Origin of the sequence: Streptomyces sp. NPDC059696 (assembly GCF_042733745.1) — a bacterium.
Taxonomy (GTDB): Bacteria; Actinomycetota; Actinomycetes; order Streptomycetales; family Streptomycetaceae; genus Streptomyces.
On the sequence record NZ_JBHWFG010000011.1, the window covers coordinates 54,985 to 71,747 of the forward strand.

The 16,763-nt window shown below is 73.9% G+C and carries 13 protein-coding genes; 8 read left to right on the top strand and 5 right to left on the bottom strand.

Going from position 1 to position 16,763, the window contains the following annotated elements; genetic code table 11:
* Positions 1 to 125: 125 nt before the first annotated feature.
* The 3 genes from ACFV20_RS14620 to ACFV20_RS14630 all read right to left on the bottom strand — a co-directional run bounded on the left by ACFV20_RS14620 (position 126) and on the right by ACFV20_RS14630 (position 2,952).
* Positions 126 to 974, bottom strand: coding sequence for an SMP-30/gluconolactonase/LRE family protein (locus tag ACFV20_RS14620; protein ID WP_385656204.1), 849 nt, complete (start codon positions 972 to 974; stop codon positions 126 to 128).
* Positions 971 to 1,744, bottom strand: a complete 774-nt coding sequence (locus tag ACFV20_RS14625; protein WP_385656205.1) for an IclR family transcriptional regulator — start codon at positions 1,742 to 1,744, stop codon at positions 971 to 973. The genes ACFV20_RS14620 and ACFV20_RS14625 overlap by 4 nt, the downstream gene beginning before the upstream one ends.
* Before the next feature lie 248 nt (positions 1,745 to 1,992).
* Positions 1,993 to 2,952, bottom strand: a complete 960-nt coding sequence (locus ACFV20_RS14630) for a trypsin-like serine peptidase (protein WP_385656207.1) — start codon at positions 2,950 to 2,952, stop codon at positions 1,993 to 1,995.
* Positions 2,953 to 3,266: 314 nt separating this feature from the next.
* On the opposite strand from ACFV20_RS14630, the gene ACFV20_RS14635 reads away from it, so the two are divergent.
* Together ACFV20_RS14635 and ACFV20_RS14640 are read left to right on the top strand one after the other, a co-directional pair.
* The gene (locus ACFV20_RS14635) at positions 3,267 to 4,889 is read left to right on the top strand and encodes a M6 family metalloprotease domain-containing protein (protein ID WP_385656209.1); all 1,623 of its coding nucleotides are present in this window, start codon (positions 3,267 to 3,269) and stop codon (positions 4,887 to 4,889) included.
* Between the two features lie 229 nt (positions 4,890 to 5,118).
* Positions 5,119 to 5,424: a hypothetical protein gene (locus tag ACFV20_RS14640; RefSeq protein ID WP_385656211.1), complete on the top strand. Its 306-nt coding sequence runs from the start codon at positions 5,119 to 5,121 to the stop codon at positions 5,422 to 5,424.
* 406 nt (positions 5,425 to 5,830) lie between these two features.
* Here the strand turns inward: ACFV20_RS14640 and ACFV20_RS14645 are convergent, their stop codons facing one another.
* Positions 5,831 to 7,084 (bottom strand): PucR family transcriptional regulator, encoded by a 1,254-nt coding sequence (locus ACFV20_RS14645; RefSeq protein ID WP_385656213.1) that lies wholly within the window; start codon positions 7,082 to 7,084, stop codon positions 5,831 to 5,833.
* 2 nt (positions 7,085 to 7,086) lie between these two features.
* The gene (locus ACFV20_RS14650) at positions 7,087 to 7,239 is read right to left on the bottom strand and encodes a hypothetical protein (RefSeq protein ID WP_385656215.1); all 153 of its coding nucleotides are present in this window, start codon (positions 7,237 to 7,239) and stop codon (positions 7,087 to 7,089) included.
* A gap of 215 nt (positions 7,240 to 7,454) precedes the next feature.
* Here ACFV20_RS14650 and ACFV20_RS14655 point away from each other — a divergent pair, with 215 nt between their 5' ends.
* The 6 genes from ACFV20_RS14655 (at position 7,455) to ACFV20_RS14680 (ending at position 16,756) form a co-directional block, all read left to right on the top strand.
* Positions 7,455 to 8,450, top strand: a complete 996-nt coding sequence (locus tag ACFV20_RS14655; RefSeq protein ID WP_385656217.1) for a DUF3068 domain-containing protein — start codon at positions 7,455 to 7,457, stop codon at positions 8,448 to 8,450.
* Between the two features lie 219 nt (positions 8,451 to 8,669).
* Positions 8,670 to 9,821: a glycosyltransferase family 4 protein gene (locus tag ACFV20_RS14660; protein WP_385656218.1), complete on the top strand. Its 1,152-nt coding sequence runs from the start codon at positions 8,670 to 8,672 to the stop codon at positions 9,819 to 9,821.
* Positions 9,818 to 10,597, top strand: a complete 780-nt coding sequence (locus tag ACFV20_RS14665; RefSeq protein WP_385656220.1) for a class I SAM-dependent methyltransferase — start codon at positions 9,818 to 9,820, stop codon at positions 10,595 to 10,597. Before ACFV20_RS14660 ends, ACFV20_RS14665 begins: the two co-directional genes overlap by 4 nt.
* Positions 10,594 to 14,769 carry an alpha-(1->3)-arabinofuranosyltransferase family protein gene (locus tag ACFV20_RS14670; RefSeq protein ID WP_385656221.1) on the top strand — a complete coding sequence of 1,392 codons (4,176 nt, stop codon included), beginning with the start codon at positions 10,594 to 10,596 and terminating at the stop codon, positions 14,767 to 14,769. The genes ACFV20_RS14665 and ACFV20_RS14670 overlap by 4 nt, the downstream gene beginning before the upstream one ends.
* Positions 14,766 to 16,013, top strand: coding sequence for a condensation protein (locus tag ACFV20_RS14675; RefSeq protein WP_385656223.1), 1,248 nt, complete (start codon positions 14,766 to 14,768; stop codon positions 16,011 to 16,013). The genes ACFV20_RS14670 and ACFV20_RS14675 overlap by 4 nt, the downstream gene beginning before the upstream one ends.
* Positions 16,010 to 16,756: a methyltransferase domain-containing protein gene (locus tag ACFV20_RS14680; RefSeq protein ID WP_385656225.1), complete on the top strand. Its 747-nt coding sequence runs from the start codon at positions 16,010 to 16,012 to the stop codon at positions 16,754 to 16,756. The genes ACFV20_RS14675 and ACFV20_RS14680 overlap by 4 nt, the downstream gene beginning before the upstream one ends.
* Positions 16,757 to 16,763 lie beyond the last annotated feature (7 nt).

A 16,763-nucleotide genomic window follows, 5' to 3' on the forward strand; every position in this document is an offset into this window, starting at 1 on the left:
CACGGGGCCCGGGGGGGGCCCACCGTGGGGGGGGCCCCGCACGGCCACCCTGGGCCCCCCCGGGGGGGGGGCCCCCGGCGGGGACGCGGCGGCGAGGGCGTTTCGTCCGGTGCCCCGGCGCCTCGTCAGCCGGCGAACGCGGGCTGGGCCAGTCCCTTGCCCGCCCCGGGCACCACGAACAGGGAGCCGGCGAGTGCGGGCGGCTCGGTCAGTCCCACCCGGGCCGTCGTCACATACAGGTCGGTCAGCCCGTCCCCGCCGAACGCACACGCCGTCACCAGCGACACCGGCAGCTCGATCACCCGGTCCAGCTCACCGTCGGGTGTGTAGCGCCGCACCGCCGACCCCTGCCACAGGGCGACCCACACGCACCCCTCGGCGTCCACGGTGAGACCGTCCGGGAAACCGGCGCTCTCCTCGATCACGGCGAGGGTCCGCCGCCCGGAGAGCCGCCCGTCCGCGTGGTCGAAGACGTCCACGCGCCGGGTCGGGGTGTCGATGTAGTACATGAGGCGCCCGTCGGGGCTCCATCCCGTGCCGTTGCTGACGGCCACGTCGTCGAGCACGACCTCGGCCGTGCCGTCGCCGGTGAGGCGGGACAGGGTGCCTCCCCCCGGCGCCTCGTCGTAGCGCATCGTGCCCGCCCACAGCGCGCCGTCGGGCGCGACGGCGGCGTCGTTGGCGCGGCGGCCGGGGACCGGCTCGTGGTGGAGCCAGCGGAAGGTGCCGTCGGGGTCCAGGAGGCCGACCCCGTCGCGCAGGTTCAGCACCAGGCCGCCGCCGGTACGCGGCTTGACGGCACCGATGTGCTGTTCCGTGCGGCGCAGGGTGCGGCGTCCGGTGGCCGGGTCGTAGGTGTGCAGGCGGGAGCCGAGGATGTCGATCCACAGCAGCCGGCCGGCCGCCGCGTCCCAGGTCGGCCCCTCGCCGAGCTCGGCCTCGGCCCGCACGGCGACCTCGTAGGGCACCGTCATGCCGTGCCCCGGTGCCCGAGGTGCTCGGACAGCTCGGCGGCGCCCTTGGCGGCGAGCTGCTCCAGCTCGGCCCGGCGCTCCTCGCTCCAGCGGATCATGGGCACGGAGATCGACAGGGCGGCGACGACCTGCCCGGTGCGGTCGCGGACCGGTGCGGCCACGCAGGACACGTCCGGGTTGGACTCGCGGTTCTCCACGGCGAGGCCGCGCTCACGGATCTCGGCCAGGGCCTCGCGCAGGGCGGCCGGGTCGGTGATGCTGTTGGGGGTCATCGCGGCCAGCTCGGCACCGTCCGGGATCCGCGCGGTGAGCTCCGGCTCCGGAAGGGAGGCCAGCAGCATCTTGCCGACGGAGGTGCAGTGGGCGGGCAGCCTGCGCCCGGCCGCCGACACCATCCGTACGGCGTGCGTGGAGTCGACCTTGGCGATGTAGATGACGTCCGTGTCCTCCAGGATCGCCACGTGCACGGTCTCGTCGCAGGTCTCGGCGACGGACCGGGCGACCTGCTGGCCCTCGGCGGCGAGGTCGAGCTGCTCGGAGTAGCGGGCTCCGAGCTGGTACGGGCGTACGCCGAGCCGGTAGCGTCCGGGCTGGCCGGGCACCGGGACGATGTACTTCCGCGCGGCGAGCGTGGTCACCAGTTCGTGCACGGTGGTGCGCGGCAGCTGGAGCCGGCGCACGATGTCGGGGGCGGAGAGCGTCCCGTCCCCGTCGAGAAAGAGCTCGAGAATGTCGAGAGCCCGGGTCACGGCTGGTACGAGGCGTCCCACGACCGGCCCCCTCCCTTGTACGTCTCAGGCGCCTGTGTTCGAGATATCAACAGGCGATCGGCATGACGAACACAGGCTAGCCATAGAGGTAGGCCCGGGCAATGGGCGGAGGCGGGGAAGGGTCCGGGGACGCCGGGACCGGGCACGCGGGCGGGCGAGGCGGACACGCGGCGGCGAGGGAACGGACGCGCACCGGCAGGAGCCGCGTTCCTGCGGCGGCTCCTGCCGGTGCACAGGCGGGCCGTGTATCAGGGGAAGTCGGCCCTGGCCTTGTTGACGAGCCGGGTCAGGTTGTTGCCCCCGGCGATGGCGTTGTAGTTGCCGAAGACGCCGCCGTTGGCACCGGCGCTGGCGACGCCGACCACGAAGGGGCCCTCGGGCCAGAAGCCGAAGACCGGGCTGCCCGACATGCCCTTGAGGAAGTCACCGGTCTTGGTGATCAGCATGCGGCCGCCGCCGAGGTCGAAGTCGTCCTCGTCGAGGAAGAAGCCGGTCTGGAAGTTCGCGGCGGTGGCGTGCAGGAGCGGCTCGTAGGCGATGTTGAACCAGTTCGCGGTCTCGTTGTCCCAGCCGGAGTCGTAGGTCCGGCAGCCGAAGGCCCCGAAGCTGTCGCCGAGCCTGCGGTCCAGCATCACGATCGCGTAGTCGTCGTCGGCGCTGCTGTACGTCACGTCCACGATGTGCTCATAGGCCATGATGTGGGTCGCCCCGGCGGCGGCGATCTGGGTGGCTCCCTGGACCATGGTCACGGAGACGGTGAGCTGCTGCCAGTCGATGCAGTGGCTGGCGGTCAGGACGTGCCGCGGCCCGATCAGCGCGCCGGATCCGCTGCGCGATCCCGAGAAGACGTGACAGGCCAGCACCCAGGGGAAGGTCCGGTCGTCGTAGACGCGCCGGCCGTCGGGGTTGAAGACCAGGAGCGGTTCCAGTTCCTGTCCGGCGAAGACCAGCTGCGGGGGCTCGCCGACCGGGAAGCGGTTCGGTTCGAGCCGGACGCCGTCCTGCCCGGCCGGCATCGACGGCGCGAGGTCGGGCGCCGCCGGCTCCCCGGCCGGTGGGGCCTTCACCGGGACCACCGTCGACTTGGGCAGTTCGGCCGGCTTGAAGCCGTTGGGGTCCGGGGCGTCGTGCTGCGGGACCCGGAGGGGGGCGGTGCGGATCTCCGCGGCGGAGAGCGGAGGGCGGTGGGAGTCCGGGGTGCCGGTCATGGCGGTGCTCCACACAGAGGTGTGCGACGGGAGCGGCGCTGGGGGTGGTGAGTGCGAGGGCCCGCGCCGGGGATCGGGGGCGACCCGATGAAGTTGAACGTTGTGCCGTCCTGTTGAGGACTTCGCGCGGGCTCGGCGGCCCGGCGCTCCCTTCCATCAAACCTCGGATCGGCCCGGCGCGCATATGCACACCGAGGGCCCCGCGACGGGGAGATGGACCGCGCGCGAAGGGGGCCGGCCCGTGCGGTTGCGACGGTTCGGGCGGCGTGCGTCACTGGCCGAAACCCGACCTTCTCACTCCGAGAGGCACCACCATGTCCGACCATCTCCCCCGCCGTAGGGGCGCGGTCGCCGTCCGCTCCGACTTCTGCGCCGTATCCCCGAGTCCCGAACTGCGCGAGCGGCTCCAGGAGGAGCGGCTGCGCATCGAGTCCGCCTCGCCGCTGGGCAGCCAGTTCGTCGTGGGCGGCCAGCCGCGCCACCCCGGCTTCAACGACGGCACGATCAAGCCACCCGACGAGTTCCCCGTGGGCACGCCCCGGGAGTCCATCGCCGCAGCGGCGGCCGAACGCGCCCCGCTCACCGGCGCGGTCCGTGTGGTCGTCATCCTCGCCGACTTCGCCGACAAGGAGATGACGGCCACTCAGGAGCACTTCGAGGAACTGTTCTTCTCCCTCGGCTCGATGCCCCACGGCAGTGTCCGCGAGTACTTCCGGGAGGCCACGCACGGTCTGGTCGACATCGTCGGCGAGGTCGTCGGCCCGGTGCGGCTGCCGAAGAAGCTGTCCTTCTACGCCAACGGCAACTTCGGCATCGGCCGGCCCTCCGGCGAGGCCCGGGCGCAGCTGATGGCCCGGGACACCGCGCTCACCGCCGACCCGCAGATCAACTACGCCCCGTACGACAACGACGGCAACGGGTTCGTCGACGCGTTCATCGTCGTGCACGCGGGGCGGGGCGGCGAGGTCACCGGTGACCCCGGGGACATCTGGTCGCACAAGTGGGTCCTGCCGGCGGCCTACAACGCCGACGGCGCACGGATCTTCGCCTACCTCACCATCCCGGAGGACGCCAAGATCGGTGTCTGCGCGCATGAGTTGGGACACCTCGTCTTCGGTTTCCCGGATCTGTACGACATCGACGACTCGTCCGAGGGCGTCGGCAACTGGTGCCTGATGGGCGGCGGTTCCTGGGGCGGCGGCGGTGACATCCCGACGCATCCGTCGGCCTGGTGCAAGATCGACCAGGGCTGGGCGACGGTGTCCAACGTCACCGGTCCGACGACGCTGTCCCTGCCCGATGTGAAGAACAGCCACCAGGTGCACCGGCTGTGGACCGGGGGGCTGCCGGGCAGCGAGTACTTCCTGCTGGAGAACCGCCAGCGCACGGGGTACGACCAGTCACTGCCCGGCGAGGGGCTGCTGATCTGGCACATCGACGAGCACCAGCCGGACAACTCCGACGAGACCCACTACATGGTGGGTCTGGTGCAGGCGGACGACGAGCGGGATCTGGAGCTCGGAGGCAACCGCGGCGACGCCGGGGACGCCTACCCCGGCAGCTCCGGCAACACCGCCTTCGGCCCGTCCACCGCCCCCAGTTCGCACTCCTACGCGGGCGCCGCGACCGGCGTCTCCGTCACCGGCATCTCCGCCTCGGGCCCGACGATGACGGCCACCGTCGAGGTCACCGTGCCGGGTCCCGTCCACATGCCGGTCCACGCCGGCGCGGGACGCCCGGCGCCGGCCGCCGAGACCGGGCTGGCCGAGACGGTCCACGCCCTCCAGGCCCGGCTCGACGCGCTGGAGCAGCGGATGAGCGGCCCCTCGCGCGCGCCCGAACCGACCGCCGAGGCGGGTTCGCAGCCTGACCTCAACGGCGCGCCGCGTGCGGCGAACTCGGCCGGCGGCGTGGGGCACTCGTACCGTCGGCCGTAGGTCCTCGTACCCGTCGGGCCCCGTCGCCCGTCCTCCGGGCGGGCCGGGCCCCCGCGGCGTCCGGTGCGGCGAGCGCGCGTGCCGGGCGTCGCGGGGCCGGCGGGACTCCGCGGGCACGGGCACCGGCACCGACACCGGCACTGGCACTGGCACCGGCACCGGCACCGGCACCGGGGGCGGCAGCGAGGGCGGCAGCGGGGACGGCAGCGGGCGCGTGGAGGTGAGCGGGATGGTGCAGGCGATCGAGAATCTCACCGCGCTGGACACCCGGCTGGTCGCCTCCGGTCCGCACCCACGGCTGGACGGCTGGGCCCAGCTGCTCGTCGACGTGCTCGACGCGCGGCCGGTCCCCGGCTACGCCGACCTGCTGTCCCGGTACGTGGGCGAGCGTTTGGAACTCGCGGTGCCCGGCGCACGGGTGGAGGGCCTGCCTCCGGGGACCGTCATCCGGCTGAGGGCGAAACTCGCGGGCGGCCGCGCGGTGGCCGAGAAGCAGCCCCCGCCGGGCACGTTCGCGACGGAGCCGCCCCCCTGAGAGACACCTGCCCCTCCCCGGCCGCGGGAAAGCGCGTGCACCCCCGTCCCACCGGCCACTGCGGGCCGTGCGCCCGGGTCCCCGCAGGAACGGCATTTCCGCCCCGGGCTCCCCGCTGGCGCGGCATACCGGCCCGCGCGTGCACCCCCGTCCCACCGGCCACTGCGGGCCATGCGCCCGGGTCCCCGCAGGAGGGGCATTCCCGCCCCGGGCTCGGCGCGGCATACCGGCCCCGGGCTCCCCGCAGGCGCGGCATACCGGCCCGCGCGTGCACCCCCGTCCCACCGGCCACTGCGCGCCGTGCGCCCGGGTCCCCGCAGGAACGGCATTCCCGCCCCGGGCTCCCCGCAGGCGCGGCATACCAGCCCGGGCTCCCCGCAGGCGCGGCGTAGCGGCGCCGGGCGTCTCACGCTCGTCTTCGTCGTTCTGCCATCGCTCCCAGCTCGCCGCGCAGCCGCTGTGCCCGCAGCACCAGTTCCAGTTCGAAGCGGCGGTCGGGGTCGTCGATCTCGTCGCCCCACAGTTCGCGGATCTGGCGCAGGCGGTAGCGGACGGTCTGGGGGTGGACGCCGAGGCGGGCGGCGACCTCGGGGGCGCCGCCGCGGGTCTCCAGCCAGGCCAGGAGGGTCTCGGCGAGGCGGCGGCCGTGCGTGGGACCGCAGTGGGTCAGGGGGGCCAGGCATCTGAGGGCCAGGTCGTCGATGAGTTCCTCGGGCTGGAGGAGGACCAGGGCCTCGGTGTGCTCGGTGCAGTGGAGGATCTCGCCTGAAGGAAGGAGGTCACGTTCCATCAGACGGACCGCCGCCTCCGCCCAGCGCAGCGACTTCGCCGCGTCGGTGAGCGGGACGGGCGGCCCGATCGCGCCGGACCATCCGGCCAGGGCCCGGTGCAGCAGCTCGGGGCGGCCCGCGGCGTCCGGCTCGGGCACGACCATGCGCGGCTGCTCGTACTCCATGTCGAGCAGGACGCCCTGGCCGACCGCGGGGGCCATCGCCTCCCGGGCCGGGCGGAGCAGCACGCCGACCGCGACCTTCGCCGGTAAGGGCCAGCCGATGCGGGCGGCGCGTTCGGTCAGGGCCTCGGCGGGGTCGCCGCGGTGGTGCTCGGTGAGCAGCAGCTCCATCAGGCGGCGTTGCAGACGCAGGCGTTCACCGGCCTGGCGGGCGGCGGCCTCGGCGTAGCCGCGTACGGACTGGTCGACCAGTCCGTCCAGGTACTCGTAGCCGGCGTCGACGAGTTCGTACATGGCCGGAGGCGGGATCTCCACGCGCTGGCCGATGTCGGCGAAGCGGCGCCAGGCCAGGCGTACGCCCATGCGGTAGATGGCCTGGAGGGAGTCGAGGGAGCGGCCGTTCAGGCCCTCGCCACGGCCGAAGTCCTGGAAGACGCCCGGCGGGACGGTCGGGCGGCCCTCCGCGTGCTCCAGGTGCTGCACGAACACCTCGATGGCGCGCCGGATGCCGACCAGGGCCATCGGCTCGCCGGAGTCGTCGAGGACGACGGGCAGGTGCGGGTATTCCCGCTGGATCTCGCGGAGGATCTCCTCGGCGAGCCCGGGCGCCTCGGCCATGGCGATCGCGGCGAACCGGCGCACCTGGAAGCGCGGTACGGCGTGCCAGGCCGAGAGCGTCGTGACGGCTGCGGTGCGGGCGGCCGTCACCGTCAACTCCCCTGACCGTCTCGTTCGTACGTGATCAGGGGGGTGTTCGGCTGGTCGGGTGTGGCTTCGAGCAGCGCGACCACGCCCAGCGCGGCGCCCACGGCGAGGGCGGCGGCGAGCGCGACGGTCAGCGCGGCGGCGAGCAGTCTGGACATCGCAGGGTCAGCCTCTCTGTCCGGATGCGTCCGGAGGTCCTCCGGAGGTCGCCCCACCCCGGGCACCCCGTCCCTGCCTGTCGCGCCCAGTCTCGACAAGCATTGACACCCCGTCAAGAGCGGCCTACGGTTCCCGGCCCAGCCGCACGCGCGCATCCCGCCGCCGTGCCGGCCCTCTCGTACGTCGAGCCGTCCCAAGCCACTGGAGTGCCCGGATGCGCCGTACAACCTCTCCCTTTTCGCTGGTCATGCTGGGTCTCGGCACGTTCCTGCTGGTGCTGGCGCCGCTGCTTGCCTGGTACGTGGAGCCGCGTGCCGCGGTCAACCCGATCGACATCGACACGACCGCCGTCTACACCGGCCGGGGCAGTGTCTTCGACACCGACCGGATCGAGACGGTGCCCGACCGGAAGATCACCGTGACCCAGCGGGTACGGGGCAACGTCGAGGACAGCGAACGCAGCGGCACCACCGTCTGGGACGTGACGACCACGGTCGACACCGACAAGTCCCTGCCGGCCGCCGATCCGCACGACGCGCTGGACTTCGTGCCGCACCGCTGGGTGATGGACCGCCGGACCACGCGCCCGGTGCACTGCTGCGGGGAGAAGCCCTACATCGAGGGGGAGGCGTATCTGAAGTTCCCCTTCGACGTGCAGAAACGCTCCTACCAGTGGTGGGACAACAGCCTCGGCGACACGGTCGTGCTGCGCTACCGGGGCACCGCGAAGATCCAGGGGTACACCGGCTACCGGTTCACCGGCTCGGTGCCGCCGACGCGGACCGGGACCCGGATGGTGCCCGGCAGCCTCGTCGACCAGCCGAACCGGCCGCAGGTGCTGGCCGAGGAGTGGTACTCCAACCATGGCTTCGAGCTGGTCGTGGACCGGGCGACGGGCCGGGTGGTCTACGCGCGGACCGGTCCCCGGCGGACCCTGCGGGCGCCGGGCGGGAAGAAGGACGCGGCGGTGCTGCTGGACAGCCGGAACGTGGCGTTCACGACCGCGACGCAGAAGGAAGCGGTGCGGCAGGCGAAGCGGGACAGCGGGCAGTTGCGGCTGGTGGGCACCACGCTGCCGATCGGGGCGGCGGCGGCCGGTCTCGTGCTCGCCGCGGTGGGTGGCGTTCTGGTGGTGCGCGGGCGGAAGGAGCCGGAGAACCCCGTTCCGGCCGATACGTCCGGTACGCCCCAGCCCAGCCTCACGATGTGATGTGACGTCAGCTCCAACAAAGCCCGAAATTGTCACGCCGGTGAGTAGCCCTGGAGAACGTCCGGGCGAAAACTGTCCAACCCCACCCGAGCACCTCCCGTCCACACTCCCCTCCCAGGAAGAGCTCAGGCTCCCCACGGGCCGACCCCACCGTGGCCGACCCTCCCCCCACGTCTTCCCCACGCTGAGTTCCGCACCCCGAGACGAGTTGGAGCACCCATGCCCCAGCACGTGCCGTCCTCGCTGCGCACCGCGTCCCTCAGCGCGCCGCAGCACTCCCCGGCGCTCCCCCCACATCCGCGCCGGATCGTCTTCCTCGCCCATCGTGATCTGGGCAATCCGTCCGCCGGCGGGTCCGAGCTGCTGGTCGACCGGCTCGCCGACGGCCTGACCGGCCTGGGCCACCACGTCACCCTGCTGTGCGGGGGCCCGGCGTCGTTCCGCGCGTACCGGGTCGTGTCGGCGGGCGGCCCGTACGGGCACTACCTGCGCGCCAGATCGGCGTTCACCCGCCGGGTCGGCGACTGCGATCTGCTGGTCGAGGTGTGCAACGGCATGCCGTACCTGGCGCCGCTGTGGCACCGGGGGCCGACACTGACCCTGGTCAACCACGTCCACACGGACCTGTGGAGGATGCGCTTCGGCGGGCCGCTGGCACCGGCGGCACGGATCGGCCGAAGACTCGAACACTGGGCGCTGACCGGGGCGCAGCGGCGGAACCTGCTGGTCGCGGTGTCCTCCTCGACCGCCCACGCGCTGCGGGCGATCGGGGTCGAGCGGGACCGGATCAGAGTCGTGCACAACGGGGTCGAGGAGCCGGGACCGAGGGCCGACCGCTCACCCGAGCCGCTGTTCGTCGCCGTCGGGCGGCTGGTCGAGTACAAGAGGGTCGATCTGCTGCTGCGGCTCTGGGAGCGGGTGCGGCCGGTGACCGGCGGGCGGCTGGTGATCGTCGGTGACGGGCCGGAGCGGGAACGTCTGGAGCGGCTCGCCGGTCCGGGTGTGGAGTTCACCGGGTACGTGACGGAGGCCGAGAAGCACCGGCTGCTGTGTGCGGCCTGGCTGTTGCTGCATCCGTCCGCGGTGGAGGGATGGGGTCTCGTCGTGACGGAGGCCGCGGCCCGGGAGACGCCGAGTGTGGCGTTCGACGTGCCGGGGCTCAAGGACTCCGTGGTGGACGGTGAGACCGGGATCCTGGCGCGGGGTGAGTCGTCGTTCGCCGCGGCGTGGTGTGCGCTGGCGCTGTCCGGGCGGCGGCGGGAGCTGATGGGCAAGGCGGCCCGGGAGCGTGCGGCGCAGTTCCGGTGGGACCGGACGGTGCGGCAGTTCCGGGTGGTGGCCGCCGAGGCGGTGAGGGGCTTCGGGCCGTGAGGCGGCCTGCGGTACGTCGTGGCTGGTCGCGCAGTTCCCCGCGCCCCTATGAGCACGACCCCTCGTTGAGAAGATCTCTTGCCCTGTTCCGTGCCTTCCTGCACGAGCAGGACGATCCCGAGGGCTGCTACTCGTTGCTCGCCCGCGACGCCGCCGATCAGGTCGAGGCCTACGACGGACCGGTCGACGGGCGTACCGTCCTCGATGTCGGCGGCGGCAGCGGGTACTTCACCGAGGAGTTCCGGCGCCGCGGGGCGAACGCGTTCCTCTTCGAGCCCGACATGGCCGAGCTCGGTGAGAGGCCCCCCGGCTCGGCCGTCGTCGCCGACGGGTACCTGCTGCCGCTGCGGGACGGCGTCGCGGACGTCACCTTCTCCTCCAACGTGCTGGAGCACGTGGCCGATCCGGAGACGTTCCTCAGTGAGCTGGCCCGGGTGACGCGGCCGGGCGGGCTGATCTACGTGTCGTTCACCAACTGGCTGTCGCCGTGGGGCGGGCACGAGTGGGCCCCGTGGCACTGGTTCGGCGCCGAGCGGGCCCGGGCCCGCTACCAGCGGCGGACGGGCCGGCCGGCCAAGCACACCCTCGGCGCGAACCTGTTCGCGGTGCACATCGGCTCCACCCTGCGGCAGGTGCGCGCCCGGGACGACGTCAGGATCGTCTCGGCGCGTTCCCGCTACTGGCCGTTCCTCGCGGAGACCGTCGTCAAGGCGCCCGGCATCCGTGAGTTCGCCACCTGGAACCTCCTCCTCATTCTGCGGCGGTGTCCTACATGACAACCACGGTCCAGGCTCCTCCCCCGGCGGCCGTCCCCACCACCGCGACCGCCTCGGGCCCGCCCGACGGGCCGCGGTCACGGCGCTGGCTGGTGGGCTTCTGGGCCGTGATGTTCATGCTGTTCCTCGCGGTGCAGCCCGGGCGGCAGACCTTCGACACCAAGCTCGGGGTCACGGTCGATCCCGGCCGCTTCCTCGCCGATCTGGGCCAGTTGTGGCACGACCGGGCCGGGTTCGGCGGGATCCAGGACCAGTACGTCGGCTATCTGTGGCCGATGCTGCCGTTCTACTGGCTGTGCGACCTCGTGCGGCTGCCGGTGTGGCTGGCGGAGCGGCTGTGGCTGTCGCTCATCGTGTCCGTCGCCTTCTGGGGGGCGTTGCGGCTGGCGGAGCGGCTGCGGGTGGGCAGCGGGGCGTCCCGGCTCCTGGGGGCCGTGGCCTATGCGCTGTGGCCGGTGTTCACCACGGTCATCGGGTCCACGTCGGCGGCCGCGCTGCCCGGGGCGTTCCTGCCGTGGGTGCTGCTGCCGCTGGCGGACGAGCGGTACACGGCCCGGGTCGCGGCCCTGCGGTCGGCGCTGCTCGTGCCGTTCATGGGCGGGGTGAACGCGTCGGCGACCCTGGCCTCCCTGCTGCCGGCCGGGCTGTATCTGCTGTCGAGGCCGCCCGGGCCCCGGCAGCGCAAGCTGATCGCCTGGTGGGCCCCGGCGGTGCTCGTGGTGACCGCCTGGTGGTGGGTGCCGCTGCTGCTGCTCGGGGTCTACGGCGAGAACTTCCTCCCCTATATAGAGACCGCGCGGACGACGACGGACACCATGGCGGCGACCGAGGCGCTGCGCGGGGCCGGGAACTGGGTCGCCTATCTGCACCTGGGTGAGGCGTGGTTGCCGGCCGGCTGGGCGGTGGCGTCCTCCGTCGTCGTGATCGTGTGTTCGGCGCTCGCCGCCGGACTGGGCCTCGCCGGACTGGCCCGGCGGGACATGCCCGAGCGGCGGTGGCTGGTGCTGACGGTGCTCGTGGCGGTGCCGGTGCTGCTCGCCGGGTACGGCGGGGCGTTCGGGGCGCCGTTCCACGGGGTGGTGCAGGGCTGGCTGGACGGGTGGCTGTCGCCGTTCCGGAACATTTACAAGTTCCAGACCGGTGTGGCGCTGGCGCTCGTGCTCGGTCTGGCGCACCTGGTGGGGGTGGCCGCCGAGCCGCGCGGGGCCCGGCCGGTGCGCGGGCGGCGCTTCGCCCCGCTGGTCGCGGCCGTGCTGATCCTGCCCGGGCTGCTGTGGCCGTACCTCAACGGTTCGATCCTCAATCCGGGTTCGTTCCGGAAGCTCCCCGCCTACTGGCAGGCCACGGCCGACTGGCTGGAGAAGTACTCGCCCGACTCGCGGGCCCTCGTCGTCCCGGCGACCGCGCACGGCCTGTACACCTGGGGCTCCCCCATGGACCAGCCGCTCGACGTGCTCGCCGCATCCCGGTGGGCGCAGCGCGACTACGTGCCGTTCGGCACCCCCGGCAACCGGCGCGCGATGGACGCCGTCGAGCAGGCCCTGATGTCCGGGGCCGAAGTCCCCGGTCTGGCGGACTACTTGAGCCGGGCCGGGCTGTACTACGTCGTGGTACGCAACGACCTCGACCCCGACCAGATCGGCTACGTGCCCACCACGACCGTCAAACGCACCCTCGAACAGTCGGGGTACGAGCGGGTGACGGGCCTCGGGCCGGTGATGACCGGCGGCCGGATCGCGCAGGACGCGCCGCTCCAGGTGGAGGGGCTGTACCCGCGGCAGCGGGCCGTGGAGATCTACCGGCCCACGGGTGCGGACGTGCTCCGGCCCGGGCAGGCCGGGCTGGCCCCGGTCGCCGACACGGCCGTGGTGTCCGGCGGGCCGGAGGCGCTGCTGCCGCTGGCGGAGCGGCTGCGGGGCCGGGCGACCGTGCTGACCGGCGACAACCACCCCGGGCTCGGTACCCCGGCCGTGCAGGTGCTGGGCGACGGGCTGCGGCGGGCGGACACCCGGTTCGGGCTGGTCAACGCCGGTACGTCGTACCCGTACACGCGCGACGAGCGCAACGCGCCGGACGCCCTCCAGGACGCGGGCGAGAAACCGCGGCAGATCCTGCCCGCCGAGGGCGCCGGCCACCAGACGGTGGCCGAACTGCGCGGCGCCCGCTCGGTGTCGGCGTCCTCGTACGGCAACTGGCTGTTCCACCTGCCGCAGTACGACCCGGTGAACGCCTTCGACGGCAACCCGGACACCGCGTGGGCGGAGGGCGCCCCGGACACACCGGACGGTCAGTGGCTGCGCATCGCCTTCACCGGCCCCTACGACATGCCGTCCTCCTTCACGGTGGCTCCGCTGCCGCAGGAGAGCGTGCGGGCGGCGGCGACGAAGGTGCGGGTGGAGACGGAGAAGGGCGAGAAGACCAGCTTCCTCCGGCCGAACGGCAGGACCCAGCGGATCAAGGCCCCCGAGGGCGCCACCCGTTGGATGAAGCTGACGATCGTGGACTCCGTGGAGCGCCGGGCCGGTCTGACCGGCGCCGGCTTCTCCGAGATCGGCCTGCCGGACGTGCAGGTGACCCGGCTGCTGCGGCTCCCGACGGACGCCGAGGACGCCACTGCGGCGGCGACCGTCGTCTCCCTGCACCGCGCCTCCGACCCCACGGGCCTGTCCGCGACCGGCACCGAGGCGGGCCTGCACCGCCGCTTCACGACCCCGGCCGCCGGGACGTACCGGGTGACGGCGAGCGCGGTGCCCGTGCCGGGCACGGAACTCGACGAGCTCCTCTACGAGGTCGCGCCCGGGCAGCGGTCCCGGATCGTCGCCACCGCCGACTCCACGGCGCGCCTGGGCGCGGGCCTCGCGGCCCGCAACCTGACCGACGGTGACCTGACGACGGCGTGGATCGCGGGCGACCGGCCGACGATCCACCTGCGCTGGGAGGGCAAGCAGCCGGTCGGCGAACTGGTCCTGGCCCCCGCGGGCGGCCTGTCGGCCCGCGCGTCCCAGGTGCACATCAGCTCCCCGGACGGCGCGGCCATCGCCGGCGCCGACGAGAACGGCTGGGTCCGCTTCCCGCCGATCACCACCGACCGCCTCGACATCACCGTCACCGAAACGGCCCCGCTGACCCTGCACAACCCGGTCGCCGACGAGGATCTGCGCCTCCCGGTGGGCCTCACGGAGGCGTATCTGCCCTCCCTCGACCAGTACCGCACCCCGCAGCCGGACGGCACCCGGACGTTCTCCCTCCCGTGCGGCAAGGGCCCGGACGTGGCGCTGGACGGTGAGCTGTACCGGACGGGTGCGAAGGGGACCGTGCGGGATCTGGTGGAGCGGCGGGGCGTGGAGGTGACGCTCTGCCAGGAGGGCCGCGACGACGCCGAGGTGCGGCTGGACGCCGGCGAGCACCGCCTGGAGGGCGGCGACGCGGGCCCCCTCGCGCTCACCGACGTGACCCTGACCCGCGGCACGGTCCCCGAGGCCGTCGCGGGCGGGCGGGACCTGCGCATCCGGGACTGGCTGGGCGACCGCCGTAAGGTGACGGTCGGCTCGGGCGCGGCCTCCTACCTGACGACGTACGAGAACTTCAACGACGGCTGGAAGGCCACCCTGGACGGCAAGGAGCTGACCCCGGTGCGGCTGGACGGCTGGCAGCAGGGCTGGCGGGTCCCGGCCGGGGCGGGCGGCAGTGTGACGCTGACCTACGAACCGGCCACGACGTACGACGCCGCCCTGATCGGCAGCGGTGTCGGCGTCGCGGTCCTGCTGGGCCTGGCGCTGTGGCGCCGCCGCGCCCCCGGCCCCGACGCGCCGCAGCCGGTCCCGCCGCGGCCCGGACTGTGGCTGGGCACGGTGGCGCTGACGCTGGTCGGGGTGGTGATCGCGGGCTGGTTCGCGCTGCTGGTCCCGGCGCTGGCGCTGCTCGCCGCGCGACGGCACGCCCTGCTGGTGCCGATCGCGTTCGCCGCCCTGGCCGGGGCGGGGATCGTCGCGGCGTTCGGGGCCGGGGAGCCGGTGGGCGCGGGCGAGGGCGCGTTCGGGCGTCTGGCCCAACTGCTGGCGCTGATCGGCCTGTTCGCGGGGCTGGTGAGCCTGCGCGAGGAGCCACCGCCGTCGCAGGCGCCGACGCGCCGGCTGCCGCGGTCGGACGCCGGGGAGGGCAAGACCGTATGACGGCACCGGTACGCATCCCGTTCCCGGTGGTGGACGAGGTGTCCCGGCACTGCCTCCAGGAGGCGGAGCCGGAGACGGTCCACATCGAGGTGCACCTCCCCGGGACCCTCGACCACGCGCGGCTGCGCAAGGCGTTCCTGGAGGCCCTGCACCGGCATCCGCGGATCTTGATGCGGGAGGCGCGGGGGCCCTGGTACCGGCGGCGCTACGAGTGGGAGCTGACACCGGAGCCCGACGTGGAGGTGGTGTCCTTCACGCCGCCCGGCCCGCGCGCCCTGCGGGACGCCAGGACCCGGGCCCTCACCCACGCCCCGCCGCTGTCGACGTCCCCGCCGATCCGCCTGGAGGTGGTCGGCCCGGTCCTGCTGCTCACCATCAACCACACCGCCCTGGACGGCCCGGCGTGCCTGCGGGTCCTGGCCACCGCCGCCGAGCTGTACGGGGGCCGGGACAACGCCCCGGCCGCGCCCCCGAGCCGTCCCGCCGAACCCCGCCGGGAGGTCCCGGACACCCCGGCCGTCTGGTCGCCCCCCGCGCGGGTCGCACACGGCACGCCCGAGCCCTCCCCCGGCAACGGCCTGCTCGTGACCGAGTTGCCCCTCCCGCACCGGCCCAAGGGCTCCCCGTACACCGTCAACGACCAGCTCATGGTGACCACGGCCCTGACCATCGCCCACTGGAACAGGGAGCACGGCGCCCGCCCGCGCCCCCTGCGCATCACGATGCCGGTGGACGACCGGCCCCGCGACACCACGATGCCCATCGGCAACGGCACCCGCCTGGTGGAAGTCCCGTTCGCGCCGGGGGAACTGGACCTCACCGACCTGCCGGGCCTGCTGCGGCGCACCGCGGAGCGGACCCGGGCCCTCAAGTCCCTCCCCCGTCCCCAACTCGGCCACGGCGCCGCCGTCCTGACCGCGCCCTGGGCGCCCGTCGCGGCCCGGGCCGCCCTCACCCGCACGCTGCGCCGGGCCGCCGCACCCTGGACGTCGACGACCCTGCTCAGCAACATCGGCCGCATCCCCTACCCCCTGGACTTCGGCGAGGAGGCGGGCCGCGCGCACGCGGTCTGGTTCTCCGCCCCGGCCCGGATGCCGCGCGGCCTGACCGTGACCACCGCCTCCACGGCGGGCCGCCTCCACCTGGCCCTGCGCTGGTCGAGAACGCTGCTCGGCAGCGGGGACGGCGCCCACCTCCGCGACCTCTTCGAGCACTACCTGCACACCACGGAGGTGACCGGGTGACGACACCGACCACGACCGGCCCCCCGCCGCGCGACCTGCGCGACTTCTACGAGAACCCCGCCGTGCCGGTCGCCTCCGGCACCCCGCGCAGCGTCCGCCAGGCCCGCATGCTGGCCCGCGCCCTGGGCGGCCCGGCGTCCGCGGGCCCGCGGACGATCCTCGACATCGGCTGCGGGGACGGCACCGCCGCCGCCACCGCCGCCCCGCTCCTGCCCGGTCACCGCGTCATCGGCGTCGACTGGTCCCAGGACGCCCTGCGCCGCGCCCGCACCCGCATCCCGTACGCGGTTCGCGGTGAACTCACCGGCGGCGGGCTGCCGTTCGCGTCCGGGTCGGCCGACGCGGTGCTGTTCAGCGAGGTGATCGAGCACCTCGTCGACCCGGACGCGGCCCTCGACGAGATCCGGCGGATCCTGCGCCCCGGCGGGCACCTGATGCTGTCCACGCCGAACCTGGCCGCCTGGTACAACCGCGGGCTGCTGCTGGCCGGGGTGCAGCCGGTGTTCTCCGAGGTCAGTCTGCGCGGCATCCACGGCCGCCCGGGCACGGAGGTCGTGGGGCACCTGCGGCTGTACACCGCCCGCGCGCTCAAGGAGTTCGTCGCCGCGTCCGGATTCACCGTCGTACGGCTCGAAGGGGCCCCCTTCCACGGCGTACCGCGCCCGCTGCGCCCGCTGGACCGGCTGGTCTGCGCCCGGCCGCAGCTCGCGTCGATCCTGCTGCTGCACGCCAGGAGGACGTAGCCCATGG

Excerpts from the sequence above, each read along its gene's own strand:
- ACFV20_RS14650 (WP_385656215.1), bottom strand. The coding sequence starts at position 7,239 with ATGTCCAGACTGCTCGCCGCCGCGCTGACCGTCGCGCTCGCCGCCGCC.
- ACFV20_RS14670 (WP_385656221.1), top strand. The coding sequence starts at position 10,594 with ATGACAACCACGGTCCAGGCTCCTCCCCCGGCGGCCGTCCCCACCACC.
- ACFV20_RS14675 (WP_385656223.1), top strand. The coding sequence starts at position 14,766 with ATGACGGCACCGGTACGCATCCCGTTCCCGGTGGTGGACGAGGTGTCC.
- ACFV20_RS14620 (WP_385656204.1), bottom strand. The coding sequence starts at position 974 with ATGACGGTGCCCTACGAGGTCGCCGTGCGGGCCGAGGCCGAGCTCGGC.
- ACFV20_RS14635 (WP_385656209.1), top strand. The coding sequence starts at position 3,267 with ATGTCCGACCATCTCCCCCGCCGTAGGGGCGCGGTCGCCGTCCGCTCC.
- ACFV20_RS14660 (WP_385656218.1), top strand. The coding sequence starts at position 8,670 with ATGCCCCAGCACGTGCCGTCCTCGCTGCGCACCGCGTCCCTCAGCGCG.
- ACFV20_RS14655 (WP_385656217.1), top strand. The coding sequence starts at position 7,455 with ATGCGCCGTACAACCTCTCCCTTTTCGCTGGTCATGCTGGGTCTCGGC.
- ACFV20_RS14640 (WP_385656211.1), top strand. The coding sequence starts at position 5,119 with ATGGTGCAGGCGATCGAGAATCTCACCGCGCTGGACACCCGGCTGGTC.
- ACFV20_RS14630 (WP_385656207.1), bottom strand. The coding sequence starts at position 2,952 with ATGACCGGCACCCCGGACTCCCACCGCCCTCCGCTCTCCGCCGCGGAG.